At 63.1% G+C, this 25,569-nt stretch carries 21 protein-coding genes; 5 read left to right on the top strand and 16 right to left on the bottom strand.

The genetic code is table 11. From position 1 onward, the window contains the following. Nucleotides 1–7 precede the first annotated feature (7 nt). Nucleotides 8–1,756, top strand: coding sequence for a hypothetical protein (locus HPY44_01810; protein ID NSW54724.1), 1,749 nt, complete (start codon nucleotides 8–10; stop codon nucleotides 1,754–1,756). 8 nt (nucleotides 1,757–1,764) lie between these two features. Here HPY44_01810 and HPY44_01805 read toward each other — a convergent pair whose 3' ends face one another. Continuing rightward, complete coding sequence (locus HPY44_01805; protein ID NSW54723.1) at nucleotides 1,765–2,370, bottom strand: nitroreductase family protein; 606 nt, start codon at nucleotides 2,368–2,370, stop codon at nucleotides 1,765–1,767. A gap of 113 nt (nucleotides 2,371–2,483) precedes the next feature. On the opposite strand from HPY44_01805, the gene HPY44_01800 reads away from it, so the two are divergent. After that, nucleotides 2,484–4,172, top strand: a complete 1,689-nt coding sequence (locus tag HPY44_01800; protein ID NSW54722.1) for a DUF4091 domain-containing protein — start codon at nucleotides 2,484–2,486, stop codon at nucleotides 4,170–4,172. An 84-nt stretch (nucleotides 4,173–4,256) separates the two neighbouring features. Here the strand turns inward: HPY44_01800 and HPY44_01795 are convergent, their stop codons facing one another. The 11 genes from HPY44_01795 to HPY44_01745 form a co-directional block, all read right to left on the bottom strand. Continuing rightward, nucleotides 4,257–4,949, bottom strand: coding sequence for a response regulator transcription factor (locus HPY44_01795; GenBank protein NSW54721.1), 693 nt, complete (start codon nucleotides 4,947–4,949; stop codon nucleotides 4,257–4,259). A gap of 37 nt (nucleotides 4,950–4,986) precedes the next feature. Next, complete coding sequence (locus HPY44_01790; GenBank protein ID NSW54720.1) at nucleotides 4,987–7,542, bottom strand: GAF domain-containing protein; 2,556 nt, start codon at nucleotides 7,540–7,542, stop codon at nucleotides 4,987–4,989. Nucleotides 7,543–7,805: 263 nt separating this feature from the next. After that, nucleotides 7,806–8,744, bottom strand: coding sequence for a type II secretion system F family protein (locus HPY44_01785; GenBank protein ID NSW54719.1), 939 nt, complete (start codon nucleotides 8,742–8,744; stop codon nucleotides 7,806–7,808). 48 nt (nucleotides 8,745–8,792) lie between these two features. Beyond that, the gene (locus HPY44_01780; GenBank protein ID NSW54718.1) at nucleotides 8,793–9,752 is read right to left on the bottom strand and encodes a type II secretion system F family protein; all 960 of its coding nucleotides are present in this window, start codon (nucleotides 9,750–9,752) and stop codon (nucleotides 8,793–8,795) included. A gap of 55 nt (nucleotides 9,753–9,807) precedes the next feature. Then, on the bottom strand, nucleotides 9,808–11,064 hold the full coding sequence (locus HPY44_01775) for a CpaF family protein (GenBank protein NSW54717.1): 1,257 nt from the start codon (nucleotides 11,062–11,064) through the stop codon (nucleotides 9,808–9,810). A 317-nt stretch (nucleotides 11,065–11,381) separates the two neighbouring features. After that, a complete protein-coding gene (locus HPY44_01770) occupies nucleotides 11,382–12,563 on the bottom strand; it encodes an AAA family ATPase (GenBank protein NSW54716.1) in 1,182 nt (393 codons plus the stop codon). Nucleotides 12,564–12,629: 66 nt separating this feature from the next. Further along, nucleotides 12,630–16,331: a pilus assembly protein N-terminal domain-containing protein gene (locus tag HPY44_01765; GenBank protein ID NSW54715.1), complete on the bottom strand. Its 3,702-nt coding sequence runs from the start codon at nucleotides 16,329–16,331 to the stop codon at nucleotides 12,630–12,632. Between the two features lie 93 nt (nucleotides 16,332–16,424). Beyond that, nucleotides 16,425–17,447 (bottom strand): Flp pilus assembly protein CpaB, encoded by a 1,023-nt coding sequence (gene cpaB, locus HPY44_01760; GenBank protein NSW54714.1) that lies wholly within the window; start codon nucleotides 17,445–17,447, stop codon nucleotides 16,425–16,427. 263 nt (nucleotides 17,448–17,710) lie between these two features. Further along, a complete protein-coding gene (locus tag HPY44_01755; protein ID NSW54713.1) occupies nucleotides 17,711–18,250 on the bottom strand; it encodes a prepilin peptidase in 540 nt (179 codons plus the stop codon). Nucleotides 18,251–18,326: 76 nt separating this feature from the next. Next, nucleotides 18,327–18,497 carry a Flp family type IVb pilin gene (locus tag HPY44_01750; protein NSW54712.1) on the bottom strand — a complete coding sequence of 57 codons (171 nt, stop codon included), beginning with the start codon at nucleotides 18,495–18,497 and terminating at the stop codon, nucleotides 18,327–18,329. A 300-nt stretch (nucleotides 18,498–18,797) separates the two neighbouring features. After that, nucleotides 18,798–18,977: a Flp family type IVb pilin gene (locus tag HPY44_01745; GenBank protein ID NSW54711.1), complete on the bottom strand. Its 180-nt coding sequence runs from the start codon at nucleotides 18,975–18,977 to the stop codon at nucleotides 18,798–18,800. A gap of 445 nt (nucleotides 18,978–19,422) precedes the next feature. Here HPY44_01745 and HPY44_01740 point away from each other — a divergent pair, with 445 nt between their 5' ends. The 3 genes from HPY44_01740 (at nucleotide 19,423) to HPY44_01730 (ending at nucleotide 22,760) form a co-directional block, all read left to right on the top strand. After that, the gene (locus tag HPY44_01740) at nucleotides 19,423–20,604 is read left to right on the top strand and encodes a glycosyltransferase family 9 protein (GenBank protein ID NSW54710.1); all 1,182 of its coding nucleotides are present in this window, start codon (nucleotides 19,423–19,425) and stop codon (nucleotides 20,602–20,604) included. Nucleotides 20,605–20,693: 89 nt separating this feature from the next. Further along, nucleotides 20,694–22,274, top strand: a complete 1,581-nt coding sequence (locus HPY44_01735) for a DUF2029 domain-containing protein (GenBank protein NSW54709.1) — start codon at nucleotides 20,694–20,696, stop codon at nucleotides 22,272–22,274. A gap of 33 nt (nucleotides 22,275–22,307) precedes the next feature. Continuing rightward, nucleotides 22,308–22,760 (top strand): GNAT family N-acetyltransferase, encoded by a 453-nt coding sequence (locus HPY44_01730; GenBank protein ID NSW54708.1) that lies wholly within the window; start codon nucleotides 22,308–22,310, stop codon nucleotides 22,758–22,760. A gap of 6 nt (nucleotides 22,761–22,766) precedes the next feature. Here HPY44_01730 and HPY44_01725 read toward each other — a convergent pair whose 3' ends face one another. From HPY44_01725 to HPY44_01710, 4 genes are read right to left on the bottom strand one after another with little or no spacing between them, the layout of a single operon-like run. Further along, nucleotides 22,767–23,387 (bottom strand): sugar transferase, encoded by a 621-nt coding sequence (locus tag HPY44_01725; GenBank protein ID NSW54707.1) that lies wholly within the window; start codon nucleotides 23,385–23,387, stop codon nucleotides 22,767–22,769. A gap of 53 nt (nucleotides 23,388–23,440) precedes the next feature. Continuing rightward, nucleotides 23,441–24,121, bottom strand: coding sequence for an exosortase-associated EpsI family protein (locus HPY44_01720; protein NSW54706.1), 681 nt, complete (start codon nucleotides 24,119–24,121; stop codon nucleotides 23,441–23,443). Further along, on the bottom strand, nucleotides 24,094–24,966 hold the full coding sequence (locus HPY44_01715) for an exosortase/archaeosortase family protein (protein NSW54705.1): 873 nt from the start codon (nucleotides 24,964–24,966) through the stop codon (nucleotides 24,094–24,096). Before HPY44_01715 ends, HPY44_01720 begins: the two co-directional genes overlap by 28 nt. 5 nt (nucleotides 24,967–24,971) lie before the next feature. Further along, nucleotides 24,972–25,559 carry a hypothetical protein gene (locus HPY44_01710; GenBank protein ID NSW54704.1) on the bottom strand — a complete coding sequence of 196 codons (588 nt, stop codon included), beginning with the start codon at nucleotides 25,557–25,559 and terminating at the stop codon, nucleotides 24,972–24,974. Nucleotides 25,560–25,569 lie beyond the last annotated feature (10 nt).

The following is a 25,569-nucleotide window of genomic DNA, read 5'->3' as shown; positions in this document are numbered from 1 at the left end:
CGAGATCATGCCAAAGACCAAGGCCATACTCGGCCTCGCCATGCTGCTGGCGGGACTCTTCGTCCCAGGCGGAGCGCTGGCAGAATCGTACTGCTACATCACCGAGGTCAACTGCAACGCGGTCTCCAACGCGGTGCAGATCGAGGTGAAGTCCGACGGCATTCTGCGGTGGGACTGGACCTGGGGCGATGATGAGGGCAAGCGGGACCTGATCAGCGTCACCTTCAGGAATGCGCGTCTCAAGCTGGACCAGCATTACCTGGATGTGGACACGCCCCCTGTGGGCACCGTCATGTTCTACACGCCCCAGGATGCTCCGCAGGGGATCGGCGTGGTCATGGAGGTCACACTCTCCGAGCGCAGCAACTTCAAAGGCCGCAGCAGCACGGACGAGCGCACATTCGTGCTCACGGTTGACGCACCACTGCGATCGGACAGTGGAGACGCCAAGAGCAAGGAGAACGGTAAGGACGAGGACGACGCGATCCTGTCCGTAGATGTGCACGACGATCTGGTCACGGTGCGGGCTCTGAGAGCCGACATTCACCGGGTGGTCGCTGAGATCGCCAGGCAGGCCGGGCTGAACATCACCGTTGATGATGCTGTGACCCACAAGGTCAATGCGAACCTCACCCGCATGGCGCCGCTGGACGCAATACGCGCCATCGCGGCCGGCTATGGTCTGGCGCTCTCCTCGAAAGGCGATGTGACCATGCTCAGCGAGGGCGTCCCGCGAGACCTGACCACTTACAACCGCAGCGGGACCGCATCTTTCCCCGTGCGTTATCTGCGCGCAGAGGACGCCAAGGAGCTGCTGCCCTCCTTCCTTGTCAAATACGTGCAGTCCAACGAGGAACAGAACGCCGTGGTCGCCACCGCGCCCGACCAGATGCTGGCCAAGATCGGCAGCGACCTCAAGAGTGTCGATCTCCCGCCGCCGCTCATCATGGTGGAGGTGGTGGCTGTCGAGCTCACGGGAACCGGAGACTACGAGCGGGATATCACCGCGCTCTACACCAGCCACCACGAGCGGCTCGGGGTGAGCAGCGCCACCGGAGTTCTGCAGTACGAGGATACCGTCGCGGGTGGCCTCACCGGCGGCGTGATCGCGAACACCGCCAAGCTCACGGGGACCCTGATCGCTCTACAGACCGAGGGCAAGGCGCGGATCCAGTCGAACCCGCGCGTGGCCGCGGTCAACGGGAAGCCCGCGGAGATCTTCATCGGCCAGGACCGGTTCATCCTCGTGCAGTACCAGTCCAGCGGCACCACCCAGGAGCGCATCGATCCTGTACCGGTCGGCGTGAACCTGGAGGTCCGCCCCTGGACCGGCGGCAACGGCGAGATAACCACGTACGTCCGCGTGACGGTCAGCAACATCAGCGAGGTGGACCCGGCTACCGGCCTGCCTCTTCTCAGCACCCGCGAGGCCACCAGCACGGTCCGCACGCGCGATGGCGAGACCATCGTCATCGGCGGCCTGCGCCAGACCCAGCAGGAGACCACCCGCCGCAGAATCCCGATCCTCAGCGACATCCCCATACTGGGCGCGCTGTTCGAGGGCCGGACAACCAGCAGCGTTGAGAGCGAACTGGTGATCTTCGTCACGCCGCGGATCATCAGTGTGGACGGGGAGATCCTGGACACGTCGCAGGAGGAGATTCGCCAGCGACTGCTGGAACCCGGCGACTGCGGCTACACGGGCGACCAGAAGCAGTGGCCCGCGCTCACTCAGGAGACCAAGGACACCCAGTAGCCGGGCGGTCAGTCGCGCCTTCCCCCGCGGCACTGCAGGCGAAAAAGCCGGCCGAGCACTTCCAGCGGCCCCAGCAGGTGAGGCAGGCGCAGACCGGCGCCCTTGAAGGTGTCATGGTGAACCATGCTGTCCAGGGCGCGCTTGGGCGGCGCTTGTGTTTCCCCTGCCGGGTACCCGACGGTGCAGAAGCCCGGCAGAATCCAGTCTGACGGGATCGACAGCAGTTCCCGCATCTTCCTCTCGTCGAAGCCCCCGATCCAGCATGTCCCCAGGCCACGGTCCGCGGCGGCCAGCATGATGTTGGCACCCGCGAAGATGCAGTCGTCACGCGTGAAAGGCGTGACTCTCCGGGCGCAGACCATGATGAGCGCCGGGGCCTCGTGAATATGAGGCCAGCCCAGGCCGAAGTAGCGCGCATTGTCGCCGACCGCATCCTTCACCGAGGGGTCCGTGACAATGATGAACTCCCACGGCTGGGTGTTCACGGCGCTGGGAGCCCAGCGTGCGGCCTCGACAAGCTCAAGCAGGAGATCCTCAGGCACTGCATCGGGAAGGTATGTCCGGACACTCCGCCGTGCTCTGGCAAGGTCGAGGAAACTGGTGATGGTGAACACTCCCTGGTCCTCCAAAGAGGACTGCGTCCCCGCCGCGCCGAACCTCCCCGCAATGTCCGTGGGACCGCGACGCGACAGGTGGGCGCGCCGGAACCACACGGGAGGTCATGCACATGGAGTCCCTTGTCTTTATGCTGGTGCTTGCGCTGATTCTGCCTCTGGCGATCCTGTCCGAGGCTGCCCCGCCTGATGTGCCCGAGGCCGAAAAGGCGCTGCTGGATACTGTTGACCCGTGGGGCCTGGCCTTCAGCGACCAGCTCGCCCGCTTCCAGGCCCACTTCGCCGAGAAGCCGAACGCTCCCTTCCTGCTGGGAATCACCCATGACCTCGTGAAGATCTGGCCTGTGAAGTACTGGTTCCGCGGAGAGACCACGGTTGCCGGCGCGGAGCGCGAGCTGGTGGCACGCGAGCGCTGGGCAGCCGCGGGGGAGACGCAGGGCTTCCAGGTGGTTGCGCTCCCCCGCATGGGCGCGCCGCGAGCCCAGTACCGGGTGCAGGTGGATGCGCCCGGCGCCAGGGTGACGGTATACCGGCAGGTGTTCGTGAAGACATCCGACGCTGCCGCATATCCCCGTTACAGCCCGGAGCGCTGGCCCGACCCGCTGCTCGAGGGCGAAGACACTTTGCCACTGGAGGGCCTCGACTGTGGCGCCTTCTGGGTGGACGTCGCGCTCCCGGCCGACCATCCCGGCGGCAGGATCGAGTGCCGCGTCAGCCTGACCTCGGGCAATGAGACCGCTCGTGCCGTGGTCCCGATCCAGGTGGTCCCCGGCCTTAGTCTGGAGCCCAAGGCGTACCCGTTTGTCGCGTGGTTCCGACGCGGGAAGATGACGCCCGAGCAATTCCGGCAGCACTGCGGGCTGGTCCTGGACCACCATGTGGTACCCGTGGACGCCCTCAAAGGTGCCTGGGATCCGGCGAATCCTTCAGCATTTGACGACCTCCGCACCTTCCTCGCCGAACGAGGCCAGTGGATGTTTGAGGTCGATTCGCCGCGCGGCGATGATGCGAAGTTCGAGAGCCTGTACGCGCACCTCAAGGAGAAGGGCTGGCTCGAAAACACCTGGGTCTACAGTTTCGATGAGCCGGACGAGAGGACGTGGCGCGAGCAGAATGTCCCCTTCGCCCGGAAGATGCGGGAGAAGTTCCCGGGCATCGGAGTGTACGTTGCGTCCGACTGGCACGAGAACATGGCGGAGGGCGTGGACGCGTGGATGACCGACATCTCCGCCAGCGGATATGACCTAAAGCGCCATGCAAGTCTGAAACAGCCGCAACTGTGGCACTACTACTGCCACCTGCCCGTGCGCTGGCAGATGCGGGCGCCGCTCGTGGATGCGCCGAACATGCAGATCGACAACCCGGCGCTGGAGCAGCGGCTGGCCCTGTGGGTCTCCCAGGCGCTCGGCGCGAAGGCGGTCTTCCTGTGGTCCGGCGATGCATACACCTTCGGTGACGACTTCTGGGAAACGCTGGAGCTCAGCGACAAGCTCTCGCCCTACCCGTACGCCGGAGTGCACAACGGGAACGGCTGGATCGTCTACCCCGGCCCTGACGGGGGGCCGACGATCCCCTCCCTGCGGCTGAAACTGGTGCGTGACGGGTTGGAAGATCTGGCGCTGATGCAGGCAGCGAAGGACGCCATCGCGCGCGGGAGGATCTCGGGAGAACGGGCTGAGGAGTTGGAGAGGCTGCTGGACCCCGTACCCGGGGTGTTCGTGCACCCACAGTACTTCGACCGCCTGCCGGAGACGCTGCTGGACCGGCGCGAGGCGATCCTGAAGGTCCTCGCTGGGCGATAGCGCCCGCGCCTGCCATATCCCGGACAACAACAAGCGGGCCGCTCCATGACGGGGCGGCCCGTTCGCGTGTCTCGCGATCTGCCTTTACCCGAAGCGGTAGCCGAATGCGCGGAGAGTGTGGATGCGCTCGGGGTTCTTCGGATCGGGCTCGATCTTGCTCCGCAAATTGGCGATGTGAACTTCCACCAGGTGGGTGTCGTACTCGTCGTAACCCCAGACAGCTTCGAGGAGCTTCTCGGCGCTGAGCACCTCGCCCTTGTGCTTCATGAGGGCGACGAGGAGCTTGTACTCGGTAGGTGTGAGCGAGACCGGCTCGTCATCCACGAGGACCTCATGTCCGCGAAGGTTCACGCGCACGCCGTTGCCCTCGAGCAGCGTGGGCTCTTCAGCCTGCTGCACCTGGCGCTTGGGCTCGGTCCGCCGCAGAACCGCACGCGCGCGGGCCACGAGCTCGCTGAGACTGAAGGGCTTCGTCACATAGTCGTCGGCCCCCAGTTCGAGACCCACGATCCTGTCGGTCTCTTCCGCGCGCCCGGTGAGCATGATGATCGGGATGCCGCTTGAGGCCCGGGTGTCGCGGCAGATGTCGGTCCCGTCATCGTCGGGCAGGGCGAGGTCGAGCACGATGAGATCGGGCTTGTCGCGCTCGATGAGCTGCCGTCCCACGGTTCCCGTCGTGGCCACACTCACATCGAACCCGGCGGTTTCAAACTTCTTCTGGATCGCGCCGACCAGAAGCTCGTCGTCGTCGATGATGAGGATCTTACGGCTGTTCATTGGCTTCACCCTGTGTGCCGCAGACTCCGGCAGCCAGTCATGAATCGGTGCTATCCGCCTGGATTCCGTCGACGGGCTCCAGGCGCAGAGAGACGTAGAAAGTACTCCCCTTGCCCATTTCGCTCTCCAGCCACAGCTTTCCTCCCATGACTCCCACGACCCGGCGAGCGATGGCCAGACCGAGGCCGGCGCCCTCCTTGGCGCGGGAACGTTCGTCGGTGCCGTGTTGGAACTCCTCGAAGATGATGCTCTGGGCTGCGCGGGGGATCCCGGGCCCGTCGTCCGCTACACTGATGACCGCACTCATCCCGTCCTGAGCCAGCGTCACGTCAACCGTGCCGCCGGCCTCGTTGAACTTGATCGCATTGTCAACCAGATTGGTCAGGACCTGCTCGAGCCGCCCCTGGTCGGTCATCGTCATGGGCAGCTTGGCCTCTTCATGGAAGTTCAGCGTCACGCCGGCATTGGCCGCCTTGGGGTGCATGGTATCAAGCACACCGCGGATCACATTGGCCAGGTCCGCCGGCGCTTTCTTGATGGACACGTCGCCGGTGCGGAGCTTCGACAGGTTCATCAGGTCCTGGATCAGTCGCTCCAGACGGTCACATGCCCGCTCCACGCGCCCGAGAAACAGCTTCTGTTCGTCGTTCACCTCGCCCACGTCGCCGCCCATGACCAACTCATTGTAGGCGCGGATCGACGCCAGCGGTGCGCGCAGTTCGTGGGACACCGAGGAAATGAGGGTGCCCCGGAGTTTGTCCACGCGAGCGCGCTCGATGGCCACGCTTGCGAGTCCCGCCAGAGAGTGTAGGAGCCGGGTTCGCTGGGGAGAGACCGGGTTCCCGCTGCCGGGATTATCGGCCACCAGGAGCCCCACCAGTATTCCCTGCCCGACCAGCGGGATCAGCAGCCGCTCCTCCGCCCGCCCATCGTCCGGTTCGGGATGGGTGATGCCTTCGATGACGTACGGCGCCGAACCCATCGCAGCTTGCGCCAACGGATGATCGGACTCCTGGTGCAGCGGGATCGCCTGGTCCAGCAGGGGCGTGGGATCTGCGTTGGCGCGCGCCTCCATCTGCCCCACCAGCACCTGTTTTTCATGGTCGGTGAGGTAGATCCTGGCGCGCTCAAAGCCGACTTCGGTGCAGGCGCTGCTGGTCACCGTCGCCAGGATATCCGGCAGGTCCATCTTCTCGGTTACCGCGGTGGCCACTTCGAACAGAGCGCGGGCACGCGCCTCCTCCTGCCACGCCTGGGCAGCCACCACTTCCATGTGACGGCTTCGCCGATTGGCGATCTCGTACAAGCTGGCATTGTGGATGGCCACCGCTGCCTGGGCCGCCAGGAAGCTCAGAGCGCTGATCTCGTGGGCCCGGAAACCGGTTCCCGAGCGCCGTGTTAGGTACAGCGTGCCTACAGGCTGACGATCGAGCTTGATCGGGATCGCCACAGATGGCCCGGTCCCGCCGACTCCCGGCTTCACCGCCGTCTCCCCGGCATTGACCGCCAGCCATTCGAGGTCCGAGGCCTCCAGCGGGTCGTCCGTGCATGCCGGATCTCGGGGCTCGGCGCAGTGGACGGCGGTGAACCGTCGCCTGTCCTCCGCGAGCACGCGAATCGCGCAGTCCACACCATTGGCCACGTCCTGCCCGCTGCGGGCGATGACCTTGAGCACAGCGCCGAGATCATTACCGGCACCCAGAGAAACAGATGCATCCAGCAGCCTTGCGCGTGCATGTTGGTTGCGCGCGTCCAGACGCCCATACACCAGCCGCGAGACCACAAGCGCGGTCTCGAGACCCAGTTCGGTGAGCCGCAATGCCTCCTCCGTGGTGCAATCCCACGGCCGGGTGGTGGCAAGAACAAGGGCCCCGACAACGGTCTCCCCAATGGTGAGCACGACGCGACAATGACCGACGATGCCCCGTTTCTCGTACGCTTGACGCAATTGGGTGCGTTCGGCAGTGCCGCCAATATCGCCGGTGCGCTCGATGAGGACCGACGGGGTGCAGGCCTCGCATGCGTCCACGGTGAGTTGAGCGAGGACCGCTTCCGCGATTTCCTGTCCGGCATCGGCCGACAGGCCGCAGACGTAGTGTTCGAGCTCTCCCGTTTCGGTGTCAAGGATCGCGATAAGACCTATATCGTAGCCGCCTTTCCGGCTGGCGGCCGAGACCGCGTGCGTCAGTGCGGTGGGAAGGTCCTTCGCCTTGCACAGGCAGTCGGCCAGTTTCCCTCCTACCTGCTGCGATGCCGATGTAACGGCGTGCTCACAGGTGGGCACAGCCCGGCGAACTACCTCGATGAGAGTTTCTGTCCAACGCCCCGAGCGCAACAGGTGAGGAAGATCACTGGACTGCAGCGCGGCGAGAAGTCGATCGCGCTGATCTTCGTCTGCCCAGAGAATGGTGCGACACTGCTCGCCGCTCAGCGGATCCTCGGCTGCAGCCACGTCCCAGATGACCAGATCCCAATCCTCAACACGTGGAACCGCACCGCCGCTCACGGTGTACGCCGCGACCTCCCACTCGGGGTTGTGAACGCGCAGCGCATCCGCGGCGACATTCGCCGATCGTGAATCGACGTCCGTCACGAGAATTCGCATAGTGGCCAGGCTGAGACCAAAGCTGGGGAGAGGCCGTAGTCGAGCAGGAAGGCCATCAACCGCATTCCCGCCAGGTCCGGCGTCCCTATACCCTTGCCGTGCCAGGTCAGACGTCTCTTAGAAAGCGACGGCTCTGGAGTGTATCTTGAGGACATAATAAGCTATTACATGGTATTTCGTCAATATATCCTAAAGGACTGAAGTCGATAGACCGATAGACCACCTGTCTCCAGGATCGGCCTGGTTTGCGACTACCACCCCATGCCCTTGAAGCCCTTTGTGATCGACATCAGGCCCGGGCCAAGAACCACGATGAACAGCGCCGGGAAAATACAGAAGATCATTGGAAACAGCATCTTCGTGGAGAGCGTGGCAGCGGCTGCCTTGATGCGCATGCTCCGCCGCGTTCGCAGTGAGTCTGACTGAGCGCGGAGCGTGTTGGCGATGCTGACCCCCAGTTCCTCCGCCTGGTGCAGGGCGGCCACGAGGTTATGCACGTCGTCCACGCCGCAACGGTTCGCCATGTCCTGCCAGGCTTCCTGACGGCGCTTTCCCAGGCGGATCTCGGTGAGGACGCGACCGAACTCGTCAGGCAGCGGTCCTTCCTTGCGTCGGACGACTTCGGCCAGCGCGCCGTCCAGACCGGTTCCCGCTTCAGCGCTCACAACGAGCAGGTCAATGAGGTCCGGCAGGCTTTTCGTAATCTGGTACTGGCGCTGCTTGATGGCGGAATCAAGCATGGAATCGGGAAGCACCATGCCACCAAAGATGAGGAATGCGCCCGCGGTGTAGACGAGCATGGGGTTGTCGAACTTCCACAGCGTGACTACAGCGACTGCAGACAGGATGCCGACCCCGAGTGAGATCGCCTTGAGGACCATAAATGTCGCCACATCAAGGGAAGCGGGGTTGCCGGCCATCTCCAGCTTCCTGCGGGTCTGCTCCACCGCGCCGCCGGGGGTCCCGCGCAGTACGGTCTCCCCGATGCCGTTGAGCATCGGTGCGATGGCCCGTTCCCAGAGGGATCGCTGGAGTTCCTGCTCGATCGGTGAGCCAGGGGTAATTCGCGGGCGCTTGAGCCGCTTGATACGCTCCTGCACCCGCACACTGCGGCTTTCCAGGTAGATGCCGACAATGGGAATTGCCACACCCACAAAGATCAGCGCGGCGATCGCGTAGAGTATGAGCATTCAGACCCACTCCAGGTCGGCCCGCGGTCGGAGTGCTGCGCGGCCGTGTCAGATGTCAATGTCAATCAACTTGCGGATGATCAGCGAGCCGACCACCATCAGAAAGACGCCCACACCCAGCAGGATCAGCCCGAGCTTCTCCTTGAACAGTGGGTCCAGGTAACCGGGGCTGATGGCGGCGATGGCAAAGGCGAGAACGAAAGGCATTGCCAGCAGGATGAGCGCCGACATCCGTCCTTCCGCGGTAGCCGTCTGGAGTTCGCCCATGAGTTTGACGCGCTCACGGATCATCTCGGCGATGTTATCGAAAATCTCTGCGAGGTTACCGCCCACGGTAAGCTGGGTCTGGATAGCCGCCACGATCAGTTCCAGGTCGTAACTGCCCGTGCGGACCACCATGTTCCCAAGCGCGTCCGTGACGTTGACGCCGTAGCTGACTTCGTCGACAACGCGCCCAAACTCCTCGGCGATAGGGGGGTGCATCTGTGAGCGCACAACCTGCATCGCGCGCAAGAGCGCGCAACCGGCGCGCATGGATCCCGCGAGCATGTCCAGCGCATCCGGGACCTGGGATGTGAGGGTCGCGAGGCGCTTCTGCTGATTATTCTTCAGGACCGCATACGGAACCATTGCCACGACAGCGCCCAGCACAAGGCCCTGCATGACATTGTGAAGCACCAGGGCGAAAATCCCGGTGGCCACGAGGCCGATACCAGCGCAGATCGCGACGAACTCCGAAGGACGCAGCATCCAGCCGCCACGGATCAGCTGGAGTTGCATGTCCTGCCACCAGTCGGTCTCCTGCAGCGCGCGGGTGAGGGCGGGAACAGCATCACCGCGCGGACCGGCGACGGCCCCACTGTCCTCGCTGGCTGCCTCTGCGGGCGTCAGAGCAGCCAGGCGTTCACGGCCACTGCTCGAGGAACCGGCGAGCAGCCAGATCAGAGCACCCACGGTGCCGGCGCTGAGAAGCACGATGATCCCTATGAATACGGCAGGCGGCAGCATTACGCGTCAACCCCTTCGGCCGCTTCTGTACGGCCAGTTGGCGCCGAACCCTGTCTCAGGAGTCGGGCAGGAAGATGTCCGCGGGGAGGTCCTGACCTTCCGCGGCGAGTTGCTCCATGAACAACGGGCGGACGCCAGTTGGCCTGTGGTACGCCAGGATCCGTCCGTCTCGTCCTACTCCCTGGCGTTCCAGGCGGAAGATGTCCTCGATAACGATGCTCTCGCCTTCCATGCGCTGCACTTCGGTGATATGCGAGATCTTGCGGCTCCCGTCGCGCAGACGGGTCTGCTGAACCACCAGGTCGATGGCAGATGTGATTTGCTCGCGGATCGCCTTGACCGGTAGTTCGGTGCCGGCCATAAGCACAAGGGTCTCAAGACGCGCGAGGGTGTCGCGCGGTGAGTTGGCGTGGAGTGTGGTGAGTGAGCCGTCGTGGCCGGTATTCATGGCCTGCAGCATGTCCAGCGCTTCGCCACCCCGGCACTCCCCAACGATAATTCGGTCAGGGCGCATGCGCAGGCAGTTCTTCACGAGTTGCCGGATCGTGATCTCGCCCTTGCCTTCGATGTTTGGCGGGCGGCTTTCCAGCGTAATAACATGGGGCTGCTGTAACTGCAGTTCCGCCGCATCTTCGCACGTGATAATGCGCTCGTCTTCCGGGATGAAGGACGAAAGAGCGTTCAAAGTGGTTGTCTTCCCACTGCCGGTACCGCCACTGACCAGAATATTGAGGCGCGCCTTCACACAGGCCTCAATGAAAATCCGCATCTTCTCGGAGAGGGTTCCGAAGGCCACCAGGTCGTCCGGCGACAGTGGATCGGCGCTGAACTTGCGGATAGTGACCACGGGGCCAATGATGGACAACGGCGGGATGATGGCATTGACGCGAGAGCCATCGGGCAGGCGGGCGTCTACCATCGGGCTGGCCTCGTCCAAGCGCCGTCCGAGGGGCGCGATGATTTTCTCGATGATCCGCATGACGTGGCCGTTGTCCACGAAAACCGCATCGGTACGCGTGATCCGCCCGTCTCGTTCCACGTAGATCGAGTTTGGGCCGTTGATCATGATTTCACTGACTGTCGGATCGTCGAGGAAGCCCTGGATCGGTCCGAAACCGATGACCTCGTTGCGCACATCCTGTTGGAGCTGGTCCCTTGCCTTGGCCGAAAGGGAGATGCCGAGTTCATCGGCAACCACATCGGTCAGGTACTGGATGCGCTCCAGCAGCTGGGCTTCCGTCATCCGCTGCAGCACTGAGAACTCCGTCTCTCGCAGCAGCTTCTGATGAACCTTCGTTCGCACTTCGGCCATCTGCGACACGGGCGTGGACACCGCTTCCGCTCTGGCAGGTCTGGCCTGTGGCCTGGGTTGTGGCAACACTTTGCGAACTCCCCTTCTGGCGCGAGGTTCGCGCGTTGATTGTTCTAGTCCGAGCCTCTCAAGATAGCGGCTCTTGCATGCCGTCGACGTGGTTCCGGATTCGGCGACGCCCGGCAGGCGCAACTGCAGGCTCTCTCTCGGAGATTCCCTGGCCAGCGGCGACGCAACCGGGCGCGATTGCTGGAATGGTCTTCAGTGTGTGCTGCGTCCTGCCTTTAACGCTGCCCGGCAGCGTGGAGCAAGACGATCTATCGTCTGCGCTCCGCTCCCGAGAACTGCGTCTGCAACTTGTCTGCGAGCCCAACCAGGGCCCGGCCCAGCCCCGAGCCGGGCGCATCGGTGATCAAGGGAATGCCTTTGTTGAAAGCGCCCCTTGCGACATCCGGATCATCTGGCAGCTGGTGGTAGACCTTCTGCCCGGCCGTCTCCTCGAGGTCCTGTAAGCTGAAGTCGCCCCGGAACGGGAAGCGGTTCAGAACAAGTTTCACGCGTTCCTTGTCCCCCACGGCGCCCCTCGCCAACGCGACCAGGGAGCGTGCATTCCGGATAGCCGCCAGATCGAAAAGGGTCGTGACGATAATGATCTCCTGGCAGCGAGACAGGATGTACTCGCTCGTCGGCCACACCAGCGGCGGCAGGTCGAAGAAAACGAACCGGAAAGACCTGCGCAGGTGGCCGATCAGCGATGCCATGAATTGCACGTTCAGCCGTCCCAGGTCAGCGTCTTCATCCAGGGGCAGGTCTGGGGCCGCGAGGAGTCGCAGACGGGACGGACCGTGGATTGTGAGGTGGGTCTTGACCAGTTCAGGATCAAGTTCCTCGAAAGACGCCAGGTCGACGATGCTGTCATGGGGCGATAGGTTGAGCGCCACCGCAGCATCGCTGAACTGACTGTGACAGTCAACGAGGACCACCTGATCGGGAAAACGGTTGGCAAAGGCGACCGCAAGATTCACGGCAACCGTGGTTTTCCCTGCGCCGCCGCGGGTCGACGTAACCGCGATGCTGATCGGCATCCGCTGCGGGTCGGTCACCAGTGGGAACTCGGGCTCCTGGCGGATCTCCTTGAGCGTCGCGGCCTGAGCGATGGCGTCCGTCAGACGCTCAGGCGAAGCATTCTCGGGGGCCACACCCCGTGCACCGGCAGCCATTGCACGGCGCAGGCGCTCGGGGGATTCGTCCTGCAGCAGCAGAAGCACTGCTACCTGGGGAGCCGCAGCGCTGACCAACTCGGCCACGCGGAAACCGGACAATTCAGGGAGCGCTTCGTGAACGACCAGCACGTCGGGGGTCAGCTGAACCGCAAGCTGCGCGGCTTCCAGGCCATCCCTCGCATACCCCACGATCTCGTACTCGGTGCTGGATGCCAGGTATCGCCGGAGGCTGTCGACCAGACCGAGACTCGCTTCAGTGATCACTATGCGTATCAATTTCCCGCGCTCCTTCGCTCCCTCACAGATGCCCCGTCGGCCACATCTGCCCTGCACATCAAAGTGTCAGTTGCTTGCAGGCTCTGCCTGTTCGGGCTTGACAGTGTGCAGGATCTCGGGTGTCACCAGGATAACGAGCTCGCTGAATCCCTGACGCCACTCTTTGCTCTTGAACAGCTCGCCGATGATCGGGAGCTTGCTCAACACCGGGATTTCCCGCATCACGCGGGTCTGGTCATGCTGCAGAAGGCCGCCGATGACCAGCGTGGCGCCGTCCGGCATGTTCACCACTGTCTTCGCCTTCCGTGTGCGGAAAGCCGGGATTGAGATCCCGCCGATGCTTACCTGCGTCGCGGGGTCGATGGAACTGACCTCTGGTTCGACTTCCAGGCGTAGGGACTTCCCGTCGGGCATGATCTCCGGCTTCAGGCGCAGGACCACGCCGTATTCCTTGTACTGAACCGTGATGGAGGTGGCCCCGGTACCCAGTTGCGGCACGGGGATAGGCACCTCGCCACCAACAACCATATTCGCGCTTTCGCCCTCGTTCACGACCAGGTTGGGCTCGGCAAGAATCCGCGCCACGTCTCCCTGCTTGAGGGCGCTGACGTTCACGCCCAGAGTATTGATGAAGTCCACACCTTCTTGTACTTTGACCAGGAAGGGCTGGTCAGCGAAGGTGAACTCGCCGGTCTCACCGGTGAGTTGCCCCCAGTTGATACCGACTTGCTTGAGGACGCCTCGGTTGATGTCCAGCACTTTGACGTGGGCGAGTACTTGGCGCTTCGCCGGGTTCGCCACCGTGACCAGGTCGACCAGCGGCACATCGGTTCCCATCGCCGCCATGATCGCTCTCGCCCGTGAGGCCTCCTCGGCGGTCGGAACCGTAGCTTCGACCACGATGGCTTTGCCCTGGAGCGAACGCACCTGGTACAGATCGCCCAGGAGAGCCCGCAGAGACTCGGCACGGGCAACCAGCGGAACGCTTGGAGTCGGCGCTACGGTGGCAAGGTTGATGACGCTGACTTCCTCAGCCCAGGCTTCCAGGAGCGTGTTCAGCCGGCTCATGGCCGCCTCGTCGGGAGCCACGCCCTCAACCACAATCTTCCCGGGCTTGAGCATCCAGACGTTGTATGGCTCACCGACGGCTTGCGCGATGGTCTGGGCCAGTTGCCTGGTGGTCTCCTCGGCCATCCCCGCCGCGCCGCCCTGGCCGTATGTGACGACGTCGCCGACCTTGAAATCCTTGTCGGCGGCTTCCAGAATCTTGCGCACTTTCTCAAGCTCAGCTGCGTCGTCAATTGTACCCTCTACGAGAACCGTGTCCTCATCCCAGACGATGTAATTGTACTTGTCCCCAAGGATGCGCTTGAGGTGTTCAATGCGCCGGGCCGCAGGGGTCTTGGCCTGCATCTCGGACAACACGAGAGTTACGATACTTGCGCCACCCGACTTGGACATGGCGGTGGCGATCTTCTCCACCTGTTCGCGCTCGATTGTCGTCGGCACGATGCCCTCAATAAGAACCGTCTGCTCGTCAAGCGCAAGCAACTTCAGGTTTTCGGGGACGGCCTGCTTCAGCGCCGCGATCAGACGATCCGCGGGACTGCGTTTGTCTGCCTCGTCCTGTGCGAGGATCAGGTTCACCAGAGTGAAGTCGCCCGCGACTTGCTGCAGGACGTTTCCCAGACGCTCTTGCTCGGACTGGCCGGGCGCCGTGCCGGAAACGACGATCGTCTTTTCGTCCACGGCCCGGGCCGAGTAGCGCTCGCCGAGAAGCTGTGAAATCAAGTCGGCTTTTCGGGACGCTTCCGACTGCGCCATGGCATCCGGACCGGGTTGAATGCCGATCAGGTCCAGGATCGTCAGCTCGCCGGTCAGGGAGGCGATGATTTTCGATGCTCGCTCTTTCTCGCCGGCGTTCTTCACGTAGCCCTCGATCAGGAGGGTCTTGTCATCGATGGCGCGGTATGTCAGCTGCTCCCCGAGCACTTCCTTCAGGGCAATTTCATACCGTGCTGCGACGCTGCCGCCGCCGTCGGTCGTCACCAGGTTGACCACGCGAGCGCCCTGGGGACTGGCGTTGATTACCAGATTGACACGGTCCAGTTCCGCCTGCCCGGGCGCGGTTCCCTCGACCAACACTACGTCTTCGGCTACGGTACGCACGGTGTAAGCGTTACCCAGGGCGTCCTTGAGCATGGCCACAGCGCGCTCAGCCGGACTCTTCGACGCGGCGTTCGCATCGGCCGGGAGCGTAACAAGATCCAGCACCTTCACGGTTCCGTCGAGTGAGGCGAGAATGCGCCCAATGCGTTCGCGCTCCTTCGCGGTGGCCACAGTGCCCTCCACGAGAAGAGTGCCGTCATCCAGGGTGGTGTAGGTGAGTCCTTCGCCCAATATGGGCCGCAAGGCCTGTTCATACTTGCGGGCCAGACCGGTGCTGGAGGTCAAGCCGGAACGCGCGACCGCATTGACCACCGTCACCGTTTTCGGCACTGCGGCGACGAGAGCGTCCACCCGTCGGGCTTCTGCCTCACCGGCGGCGATGCCCTCCACGAGCACGATGTTCTCGCCGAGGCTGCGGACCTGGTAGGCTTCACCCAGTCCGCTGCGCAAGACCGCCACGGCCTTCTCGGCCGGGTCCTGGGGGCTGGTGGCGATGAGGTTGACCACTTCCACCTCGCCCTCAAGAAGCTTGAGCACCTCAGATACCCGCTTCGCTTCCAGTGGGGTCGCCGCTACGCCCTCTGCAACGAGACCTTTCTCCCCCAGGGGGGTAAAGGTGTAAGCGGCGCTGAACAGCGGCTTCAGACGCTCCGCGTACAGTTGAGCCGGCGAGCGGGTGTCGGATTCGAGCGTGACCACGTTCACGACCGTGATGTCGCCTTTTGCAGCACTGATGATCTTGTCGATGCGCTCACGTTCGCCCTCGTTCGGCGCCTGTCCGCTGACTACGAGGATTGAACCCTCCAGTTCAAGGTATTCGTAATCAGGACCGATTGCCTTCTTGATACTCTCGATGCGCTGTGCTTCGGGGGTATCCAGACCTTCGAGGGACTTGACCAGATCGACCACGGTGATGGCGCTCGCGGCGGCCAGGATCTTCTCCACCCGGCGTTTTTCCGCCGCTGTACCCACTTCGCCCTCGATCACAAGCGTCTTATCGTCGATGGTCGAATATCGGAACTGCTGGGGAAAGAGCTTCTCGAAGGCGCGTCGGTGCTCTTCGGCGGGTGTGACCTTGACCTCGCGGACAGTCACGAGTTCCAGCACCTTCAGGCCCTCGCTCTTGGTGGCCACGATGCGGCTGACCCGGGTCTTCTCCGCCTCGGTGGCCACTTCGCCCTCGATGAGAATGGTGCTGTCGTCCACGATGGTGTAAGTGAAAGACCGCCCAAGCAGACTGGACAGTTCACGCAACACCTGTTCGGGGGAGGGAAGCCGGGTGACCTCAACCGAGTACTCGTGCCTGCCTTTGGCATCCCACACGTAGAGCTTGGTTCGCCCCACGGCCTTACTGTACAGGAGCAGTTCGTTGTAGCTGCTGACCACGACATCGATGATTTCAGGGTTGGTCACCCACACCCGTTTCATCCGGTCGAAGGTCATGACTTTGCTGTCGTCCTGTTTTATCTGCAGGACGTTGACCGCGTGAGCGAAAGGGGCGGCCAATACAAGCAGGCAGAAAATGGCGGAGACGGTCAGAGACACCCCGCGGTAATTGCGAGGACTCGGGACCGGATCCTGCCGGCGCCGTCGCTTCATGTTTGCTTCCTCCCCGGGCACATGCGTTGCGGGTTGTGGCGATGAGTGTTGTGTCGTTGGCTGCAATCAGTTCAATGCACGGGACGGTGCTGGCTATGGGATAACCCGGGTTGTGGTGTCGCCCCGGATGATCTCCACCTCGGGCTTCTTTTTCTCCGGTTTCGTGGCCGGTGCGGTAACGGGCTGGGGTACCGGCGGCGCCATCATGGGCTGCTGCACGGGAGCCGGTGCAGGCTTGGCTTCCTCTTCCTTCTTCTCCTCGGGGGGGTTCTGGGCCTTGAGAATGGCGGCGTACTCGGGCCCGGCCACTGAGGTCATGTCGTGCACGGGCACTGGAACGAAGTCATACTCCCCGACAGGGCGCAGGACAAGGCGCAGATCGCCGCGAAGGTCAGCCAGGATCAGTTTCTGAGCGTCCTCAGGGGTCACCGCTAGAGTGGCATTGGGGTAGGCCTGAGCGCGCGTCCGGCCGCCTCCGCTTTCCTCTTCCTCAGCCGGTTCCGCAGCTTTTTCCTCTTCGGCCGCGGGAGCACCGCCACTTGTTGCCTGGCCTGCAGCGAGACGCTTCTCCTGCTGCGCTGTGCTCGCGACAGTCTGGGCCCCAAGTGCGAGAAGCTCGATATCCTGGAGGATCGTGCGGGCGATGAACTGATCGCCCACTTCGAAGGTCGCGATGACGTCTACATGGTCCCCGGCCTTGAGCAGACCGGCAACACCCGTGACCGGGTCAACTTCCACTGTCACCGCGCGCATGCCGCCTGGAACCATGCCCGACAGGCCAAATGCGCTCCCACGCGCCATCACCTGGCTATGCGAAATGGGGCGCTGCGCCGTCAGATCCTCCACGGCGACGTAGCCGACGATGGACTGGGGTGTCTTGACGGGCAGTCGCGGAGCATCCTCGACCTTCACCGTAATCACCGAAAGCATGTCCTCGGTAATTACCGTTCGCGCGGGGATGTCCACGCGAGGCACCACGACCTCAGTAGTCTTCGGGGGCTCGGGAGTGGCCGGCTTCTTCTGGCCCTGGAGGTACACCACGGCCAGAAATGCGGCTAGGGCTCCGCAGATGATAGCGATGCCGACCGCCGCGCGTCGCGTCAGACGCATTGGCATGAGGTTGTCACCTTCTATGGCTGCGTAGAGAAGTGCTTCTATTAGTGCGGTGACGCCTGTTCGCTGCTCTGATGCCTACTTAGTCCGAGTATAGCACACTTGACCACCTCTTTGACAAGACTTGAGGCCATGAAGTCTTGTCAGCCGCGCGATCTGAGCGCCGGTCAACGCAGTCGGCGCCCCAGTGCATTGTCAAGGTGCGCGGTCGCGAGGGGGCCGGCGGACGGGTGGGACTTGCTTGTGCAACGCCCGCGTTCGGGCCGTCACATGGGCGGGAGATGCAATGCGCAGAAGGCGGCGAGGCTGCCAGTGGCGATGGGTATGGCATACGGAAGGCGTGCCGTGACAGGGGTGCTGTCGCCTACATCGATAGGAACCCGAGCGAACAGGCGCATGGTCAGGCCCAACCAGAGCCGCCGCATGCTCGCCATGAAGTCCTTCCGCCACAACGTGATCGCAATTGCCATGATCCCGCCGGCAATTGCCGTGTAGATCAGGGTCCACAGGAGGAACTCGGGGCCCTGCAGTGCGCCCACTGCCATGAGCAGCTTTATATCTCCGCCACCGAGAATGCGCCCGAAAAGAGAACTGAAAAGGAAAACTCCAAAGCCCGCCGCCAGCCCCAGGAGGCTCGCGCTTATACCATCCAGACCACGGAAAACGCCATTGAGGATAACGCCAATGATCGCGCCTGGGAGGGTTACCGCGTTGTAGATTTTGCCCGACCGAACGTCAGTGATGACGGCGATGCAGACCACCGCCACCATGACTGCCGTCGTGCTGAGTGTCGCCCAATCAATCACTGTACTCTAGCCCCTGTGCTGCGAAGATGCCCCGAATAGAGACGCAAAAACGCCACCGCGGCGCCCAGGGAGGCTTCTACGGTGACGCTAATGAATCATTGACTTGCTGTAATGCCTGGATCATCCTGTCCCGTAGCGTCGTCCAGGCCCCGAGACAGCCCACCACGATCACCACGAGCATCATCGCGTACTCAACAGAGGTGTTGCCGTCCTCGTCCGCCCACAGTCTCAGCAATACCCCGTGCATGGGAGTGCACTCCTTAATTGCCTGAGCCAAACTGACGAGTGCTCTAAGTTCCCCCAATCCCGACTGCGCGTTGCCCCTGCCCCCGGGAGTGCTCGGCGTTGCCCCGCCGCTTGCTCGTCCGCGCGATTGTACACGAAATCAGGCCGCCGGACCAGCGTCTCCCACTTGCAGAAGGGCGACGACCTGCTCGCGGCTCAAGCCGTCGCCCTGCCTATCATCCAATTTCTTGCGCGTCCGTTGCTGCGTCAGTCGCATTCTGCGCTCGCAGCTTCTGCCCGTTGCCCCGGGCATCTTGCATCACTAGCTGGTTGCAGCATCCTGCAGCGCGGCGTCACTCTGCGAGATCGAGCTGCGGACGGTGCCACCGAAGGTGGTCCAGATCGTGATCGCGGCCACGACGAGCAGGGCCAGCAGCAGGGCGTACTCAACGGTGGTGAGTCCTTCTTCGTCCTTCCAGAGCTTCTTGGCCATCTCGAACATTTGGGGTCCCTCCTGGGGGTGGTTTGTCTCGGTTTCAGTCCCGCCTTCGGATGGGTCCGCAAGGACCTTGTGTCATCCTTCAGCGGTCGCGCGACTGATCCGAGTTTGCTGCCTTCTGGGAAGGTTCTCTCCCTCAGCTTAGGTTCATAATACTCAAGACAGGCTCAAGAGTCAAGGCCCGAGAAAGATTTTTTTCAGTTTTTTTTCTGGTTCAATGCTATATCAGCTCAAGTTATTCTCAAGGTGCGATGCAGCCACTATACCCCCGCTTCGGTCACCGCAAACATCGCTTCACACAGGCGCATCCACAGCCCCGTGCCCAGGGAGGAAAGATTGGCGCGACTGCGAATAGTATCTCACGACACCCAATTCCGCCGTCGCACGGCCGCAGGCCCGATCCGGCTCCGCGGCCGTCGAGGCTAGAACAGACTGGGGCTTGCGATCCATGCGAAGCAATCCGGCCCTCAAGACTGGAGACAGTATCCTCGGTCGCGTTGCGTTCGGCCTCCTGCGTACATACGGTGCAGTCTGCAGGCGGGCCTCGCGCCGCGAGCCCGTGCTGCCGCCGGACCACCAGGTTCAGCGAATCCTGGCCATCAAGCTTTGCTGCCTGGGGGACGCGGTCTTGGCTGTTCCTGCCCTGCGCGCCCTGAAGCGACGCTGGCCGCAGGCCCACCTGACTGTCGTCTGCACCCCCCGTAGTTGTGCGGCCTTCGAGAACCTGAACTATGTCGATGACATCGTCTGCATCCCGGTTACCGGCCTGGCAGGAGTTGGAGAGCTGATCGCCAACCTCGGAACGGTGCGACGCTCCCTGGCGAAGGTTCGCAGGGAACGCCCAGACATTGCTGTCGACCTGGACCTGTATTTCAGGGCAACCCCGGTGCTCGCATGCATGTCCGGTGCCCCCGTCCGCGTGGGTTTCGATACGGAAGGTTTCGATCGCGCGGGTCTGTTCACCCACAGCGCGCCGCGGGAGCGTGACCGTTGGGAGGCCGAATGCTTCATGGACCTGCTCCGGGCGATCGGCGTGGACTCGGATGACCTAACCCTGGAGTTCCCCATCCCGATTGCGGCACGTCAGGCGGCGGACCAGATCCTGTCCGCTCACGGAATAGCCCCCGGCGCTCAGTTCGTGACCATGTGCCCCGGCAGCAGCAAGAACTGGCCAAGCAAGCAGTGGTCTACCCACCGATTCGCAGAAGTCGTGGATTTCGTGCACCAGAAGTACCGCCTGCCCACCGTGCTCATCGGCGCCAGTTTCGAGGTGGACCTTTGCAACGAGGTTGCGGGACTGGCATCCGTCGATGTCGCAAATCTCGCGGGCGAGACATCTGTTCCCGAGACTGCCGCTATTCTGCAGCGATCCAGCGTGCTGGTGACCAATGACACTGGCCCCCTGCATCTCGCCACTGCCGTAGGCACTCCCGTAGTGGCGATTTTCGGTCCCACGAACGACAAGAAGTGGGGTCCCCGGGGCCCCCGGGATGTGGTGATCGTCCATGAGGACTGCGACTGCCGCCCTTGCTATTACCTGAGCTACATGCCGGACTGCGAGCATCGGCGCTGTTTGGCGGAGATCCCCGCGTCGAGAGTGAAGGAGGCAGTGGCCAGGACCCTTGATTGACCTCGGCCAGGTGACGCAAGCTCACCCGGGCAGGCGACGGGTCTGTGCTCGGGGTCCCGCTGCATCCCAACGTCCTTCAGCGAGGCGCTATGGATAAGAAGCACCACGACACCCTTGCACGGCGCGCTGCGCTGCTCGCTGCGCCGCTTCTGATCATCCTGGCGATCGCCTGGGCGACGCGCGACTGCACCGTCGATGACGCATACATCGGCTACGAGCATGTCCGGAACCTGATTGCAGGACACGGCCTCCAGTTCGACCCGGCGGAGCGCGTGGAGGGCGTCACCAATGTTGGCTGGCTTCTGGTGCTGGCTGCCCTCTCTCCTATCGGCGAGCTCCCGATAGTGGCGAAGATCGCCGGTCTGCTTTCGCTGCTCATCGCCACGTTGTGGTGCTTCGGTTTCGGGGCGCGGTTCTTCGGAAGCGAACCAGTGGGCCCGCTTCTGGCGTTGCCCATTGCGCTATTCACCGCAACCCATTTCGAAGCCGTCTATTACGCCGTGTGCGGCATGGAATCGGGCCTGCTTGCGGCCATGCTGTGTCTGCTGGTCTGGCTGGTCTCGACGGGGCGGATCACGGCTGCGGGGATCGTCAGCGGTCTTGCTTTTCTGGTGCGCCCGGAGTGCGTTCTGCTCTACCCGGTGTGGTGGGCACTTGCGATGAAGTGGGCGCCATCCGATCATCGCCGGGGTATGCTGGGCGGGCTGGTCGCCTGGGCGATGCTGATCGCCTCCGCGACCGCAGCCCGGTACGCGTACTACGGCGACTGGGTGCCCAACACGTTCCTGGCAAAGCCCACGACCACGGGTAACCTCATCATCATGGTCTCGCGGACATTGACGGGCATGAACGCGAACCTGGGCGCACCCTTTGCCGGGGTGCTTGCCATTCCCGTGCTCATACTGGGCGTGCGTGCTCTCACGAAACGTTTTGGTGCCGCAGGCCTGATGATGGGGAGCGTCGTCCTGGTCGGCTGGCTGTTCTCAACCTACGCCGTGGTGGACTGGACCTGCAGTGCGCGCTACTTCGCACCCTATGCCCCCCTGGGTTTCGTGGTTTTCTGGGTCGGCCTGGTGGAAGCTGCCCGGGGCGTTCTGGCATATGCCGGCGCCATTGCGCGGTTGAAAGAAACCCTGGAAGCCCTGGCGGTGCTTCTGCTTGTGAGCAATGGCCTGACGCTCGCACTGCATCTTTCTCCCAACGGCATGGAAAGCTACCCGGGGTACGTTCTCAACAGCCGGCCGCTTCGCGAGCCTTGCCTTTGGATGCGCGAGAACCTGCCGGCGGAGGTCACGATCGGCACGCGCAGGATCGGAGCTGTGGGGTATCTGACCGAGCGGAGGGTCTTTGACTACTGCTTTGGTCTGAACCACCGTCCCGTCGCCAGACTCATCCACGACAAAGGCAAGCAGTTCGATGACCCCCACGATCCGGCACTGGCGCCGCTTTGGGCGCAATATGCCCCGGATTATCTCCTCGAAGACCAGGACATCATGGAGCGCATCGCGGCCGACGCGGGGGGCAGTCTGGAGCGCTTTGAGGTCCACGGGATGACATACAGCCAGATGAAAACCTTCCCGCTGGGTCCAGACGCGTCCTGGGTTCTCTGCCGCAGGCTGGAACCGCGGGAGCCGGCCAGCCCCGCGCGACCAGAGAGCAAGTCTACCTGAAGAAGGGCAGGTCGATCCGAAGTGGCCGACTTGATGGTTCGCTGGATTACCCGCTGGGACCGGGAGCCTGTGACGGAAATGCTGCGCGAACTCGCGCGGCAACACGGCGTTGAGCCATCTGACGACGCCCTGAACGAGTCCTTCGACTTCGCCCTGAGGTTTCCCGAACAGGTGCGTTTCTGCGTGGCGGTGCGGGATGGGAAGGTGGTGGGGATGGCCTCTATCCACCGCGCCTTCAGCACGTGGCGCGGGCAGCCCAAGGGCACCATCGAGGACGTCTTCGTGACACCGCAAGCCCGCAGGACGGGGGTGGCCACGGCGCTCCTCGCATTCCTGATTGCTGAAGCGCGCAGACGCGCGTATTGCGTCCTGTCACTGGATGTGATGGCCGACAATGAGGGAGCGCGAAGCCTCTACACGCGCTGCGGAATCACCGATACGGGCTACGTGGTCTGCCAGATGGATCTCAGCGCAGAGACGACTTGAGGCGGTTTAGTAGGCCCCGCGCGCCGTCAGGACTGCGGGGATGGTGAGCAGTAGCAGCTTGATGTCCAGCCATAGATTGCGGTTGCGAACGTACTCGATGTCCAGGCGGACCCACTCATCGAAGCCGATATCGCTGCGTCCGCTCACCTGCCAGATGCAAGTCAGGCCCGGCTTGACGGCCAGTCGCTCTGTCTGCCAGGGTTCGTACCGCTCCACCTCCGAGGGGATTGGGGGGCGCGGGCCCACGAGGCTCATCTGCCCGAAAAGGACGTGGAATAGCTGGGGCATTTCGTCGATACTGTACTTCCTCAGGATCCGGCCTACGCGAGTGATGCGTGGGTCGGCTTTGATCTTGAACACGGGGCCACTCGCTTCGTTGTCGTTCTCGAGGCTGTCGCGGATGTCCGGTGCGGAGGCGGTCATCGAGCGGATCTTATAGAGCAGGAACGGCTTGCCGTTCCGCCCCAGACGGTACTGCTTGAAGAAGACGGGGCCGGGGGTCTCAAGTTTGACTGCGATGGCGGCCACGACCATGATCGGCGTGGCGATGACGATCGCCGCGGTTGCGCCCAGTATGTCCAGAAGCCGCTTGGCGAACAAGTACCAAAGTGGATCGGCAGGCCGCACCCGCGGGAGAGTACACGGTCCAGTGCCGATAGGAAAGAGGCGTGCGATGCCAATCACTCCCCGGCTTTCGGGGTATCGACCTTCACGGCGTTCTTGCCCTTATACCACATGGCCACGGAAGCGGGATAGACGGCGCGGAGTATCTCGATGAGCGGCTTGACAGAGGTCGCCAGGTCGTCTGTACGTGGGTACGAGCGGAGAATGATGATCATCCCGCCTGCGCCGCGAGGGCCTGTGGCTACGTGCCAACCGTGGGAAGTCCAGTCCGCGGTGGTCGCACCTGGCCGGGCATAGACAAAGAGAGACACCTCGCGCGCATCCCCTTTCACTGCATATACTGCGCGCGCTTCCAGATCGCCCGGGTGGGGGCAGTCTTCGGGCGCCTCAATCCGCAGCACCTCGTTCTCCTTCATCTTCCAGCCTTGTGCCGGATAGCACCCGGTAGGTGCGTGGATGGATCGCCAGTCCGTGCCGTAGATGGCGGTGTAGCTGATCGTGTCGTCGGGCGCCTCGTAGATGCGCTGTTCCATGGCATCAGCGGCCAGGTATTCGAAGATTCCCTGGTCCACCTCGCGCTCCACTGCCCGGTACTTGCCCACAACCTTCGGCACTTTGGAGAAATCCGGCGTATAGGCCGCCTCGGTCTTCCGCAGCACCGTGGCGCCCTGGGTCAGCCCGGCTCCGACCAGAAGCACGATGCCGGCGATCAGATATCGTCTCGTATCTTGCTGCACTTGAGCACCGTCCCCACGATGAACAACCCGATGAGGGCCATCAGGAACACGAAAAGGCCGGATGCCTCGTGGAAGAAGCCCTCCGCGGCCTTCGAGCCGAAGATGCGCCCGAGTATAAGAGTGAGAGCGATCCGCGAACCATTGGCGAACAGAGCAACGGGCACGGAGAGTACAACGATGGCGACGCGCTTCCACATGGGCGCAGCCACCAGGTAGGCGTAAAGCGCCCCCAGAGCGGTCATGGCGATAGCGGACTTCAGGCCACTGCAGACAATGGCCACTTCGAAAGTGTATTCCGGAATGTGGATCACCGTGCCTTCACGCACGGTGGGAATGCCGATGGCGGTTGACAGGGCCGCCCCGAACTGGGCGCTGAAGATCTGCAGGGGCTGGGCGAACTGGTCCACGAGCAGACGGGCGATGGGCACACCAAAGGCGAGATAGGCCAGGGGAAAGGCGGCAACACGCGTGGCGGGCCACCCATAGAGCCAGATGCAGACGCCGAACATGGTCACGATCAGCGCGAAGCCCGACCCGAAATTGACGTCCCACCAGGTGGCGACCAGGTGCATGGCGATGCCGACGGCGATCAACGGCAAGCCGATGTGGTGCCCGACAGACGGCTGAGCCAGGAACTCGTCTCTCTTGCGATAGAGCAGGAAGCCACTGATGATCGGGATGATCAGACCGTGGCCGTAGTATTCGTCATTCCACCAACGGTCCAGCATCCACAGGATGTACTGGCCGAAACAGAGCAGCAGGGCGACCACCACGAAATACAGGTACGCCGAAGGCACGCGTTCAGGGCTCTTCTGGATCGGCTCGATCCGGGCCTCTTCGGACATGCTGCTCAGACTCGCCTCCGCCTTTTGACCTCAACCAGCCGGGGGTCGGATCGGCGCCGTGGAGAGAAAGCGCCCTCGCGATGGAGATAGATCAACACGCCTACCACGGCTCCCACCAGCCCCAGGAGAACCAGGACCATGGAGCCCCCGATGCGTTCGGAGAAGGATTCCGACATTCGTTGCAGCGTCTTGCCAATTGTGTCCAGGGCCAGCCCCAGGCGCTCGCCCAGGTCCTGCGGGAGCTCAGTGCTCTCCACCGTCTCGTTCTGCAGAGCCAGCCCGCCGATTACCCCGTTCAAGAGCGCCGCCACCCCCAGGGCAACCAGCAGACCCACCGCGCCGTAACCCAAGGCGTCCAGGGGGCTGACGCGCCGGTGACGTTTCCGACGCCGGACTTTGACGATCCCCTGCCATTCCGCTCCGCAGTTGGGGCACGCGTCTTCACCGGGCAGAAGTTCCTGTCCACAGTAGCAGATGCGGGTCTGCATACGCCCGCATGCCGGACAGCGCCCATCCGCGCCCACGGGTGCGTTGCACCACCTGCATTCCAGTTCGCTCTGGCCCGGACTCCCCGGGCCGTTTTCGTTCGCCATCCGCATCTAT

Source organism: Armatimonadota bacterium (assembly GCA_013314775.1).
Classification (GTDB): domain Bacteria; phylum Armatimonadota; class Zipacnadia; order Zipacnadales; family JABUFB01; genus JABUFB01.
This window is presented reverse-complemented; position numbering and strand designations above follow the sequence as displayed.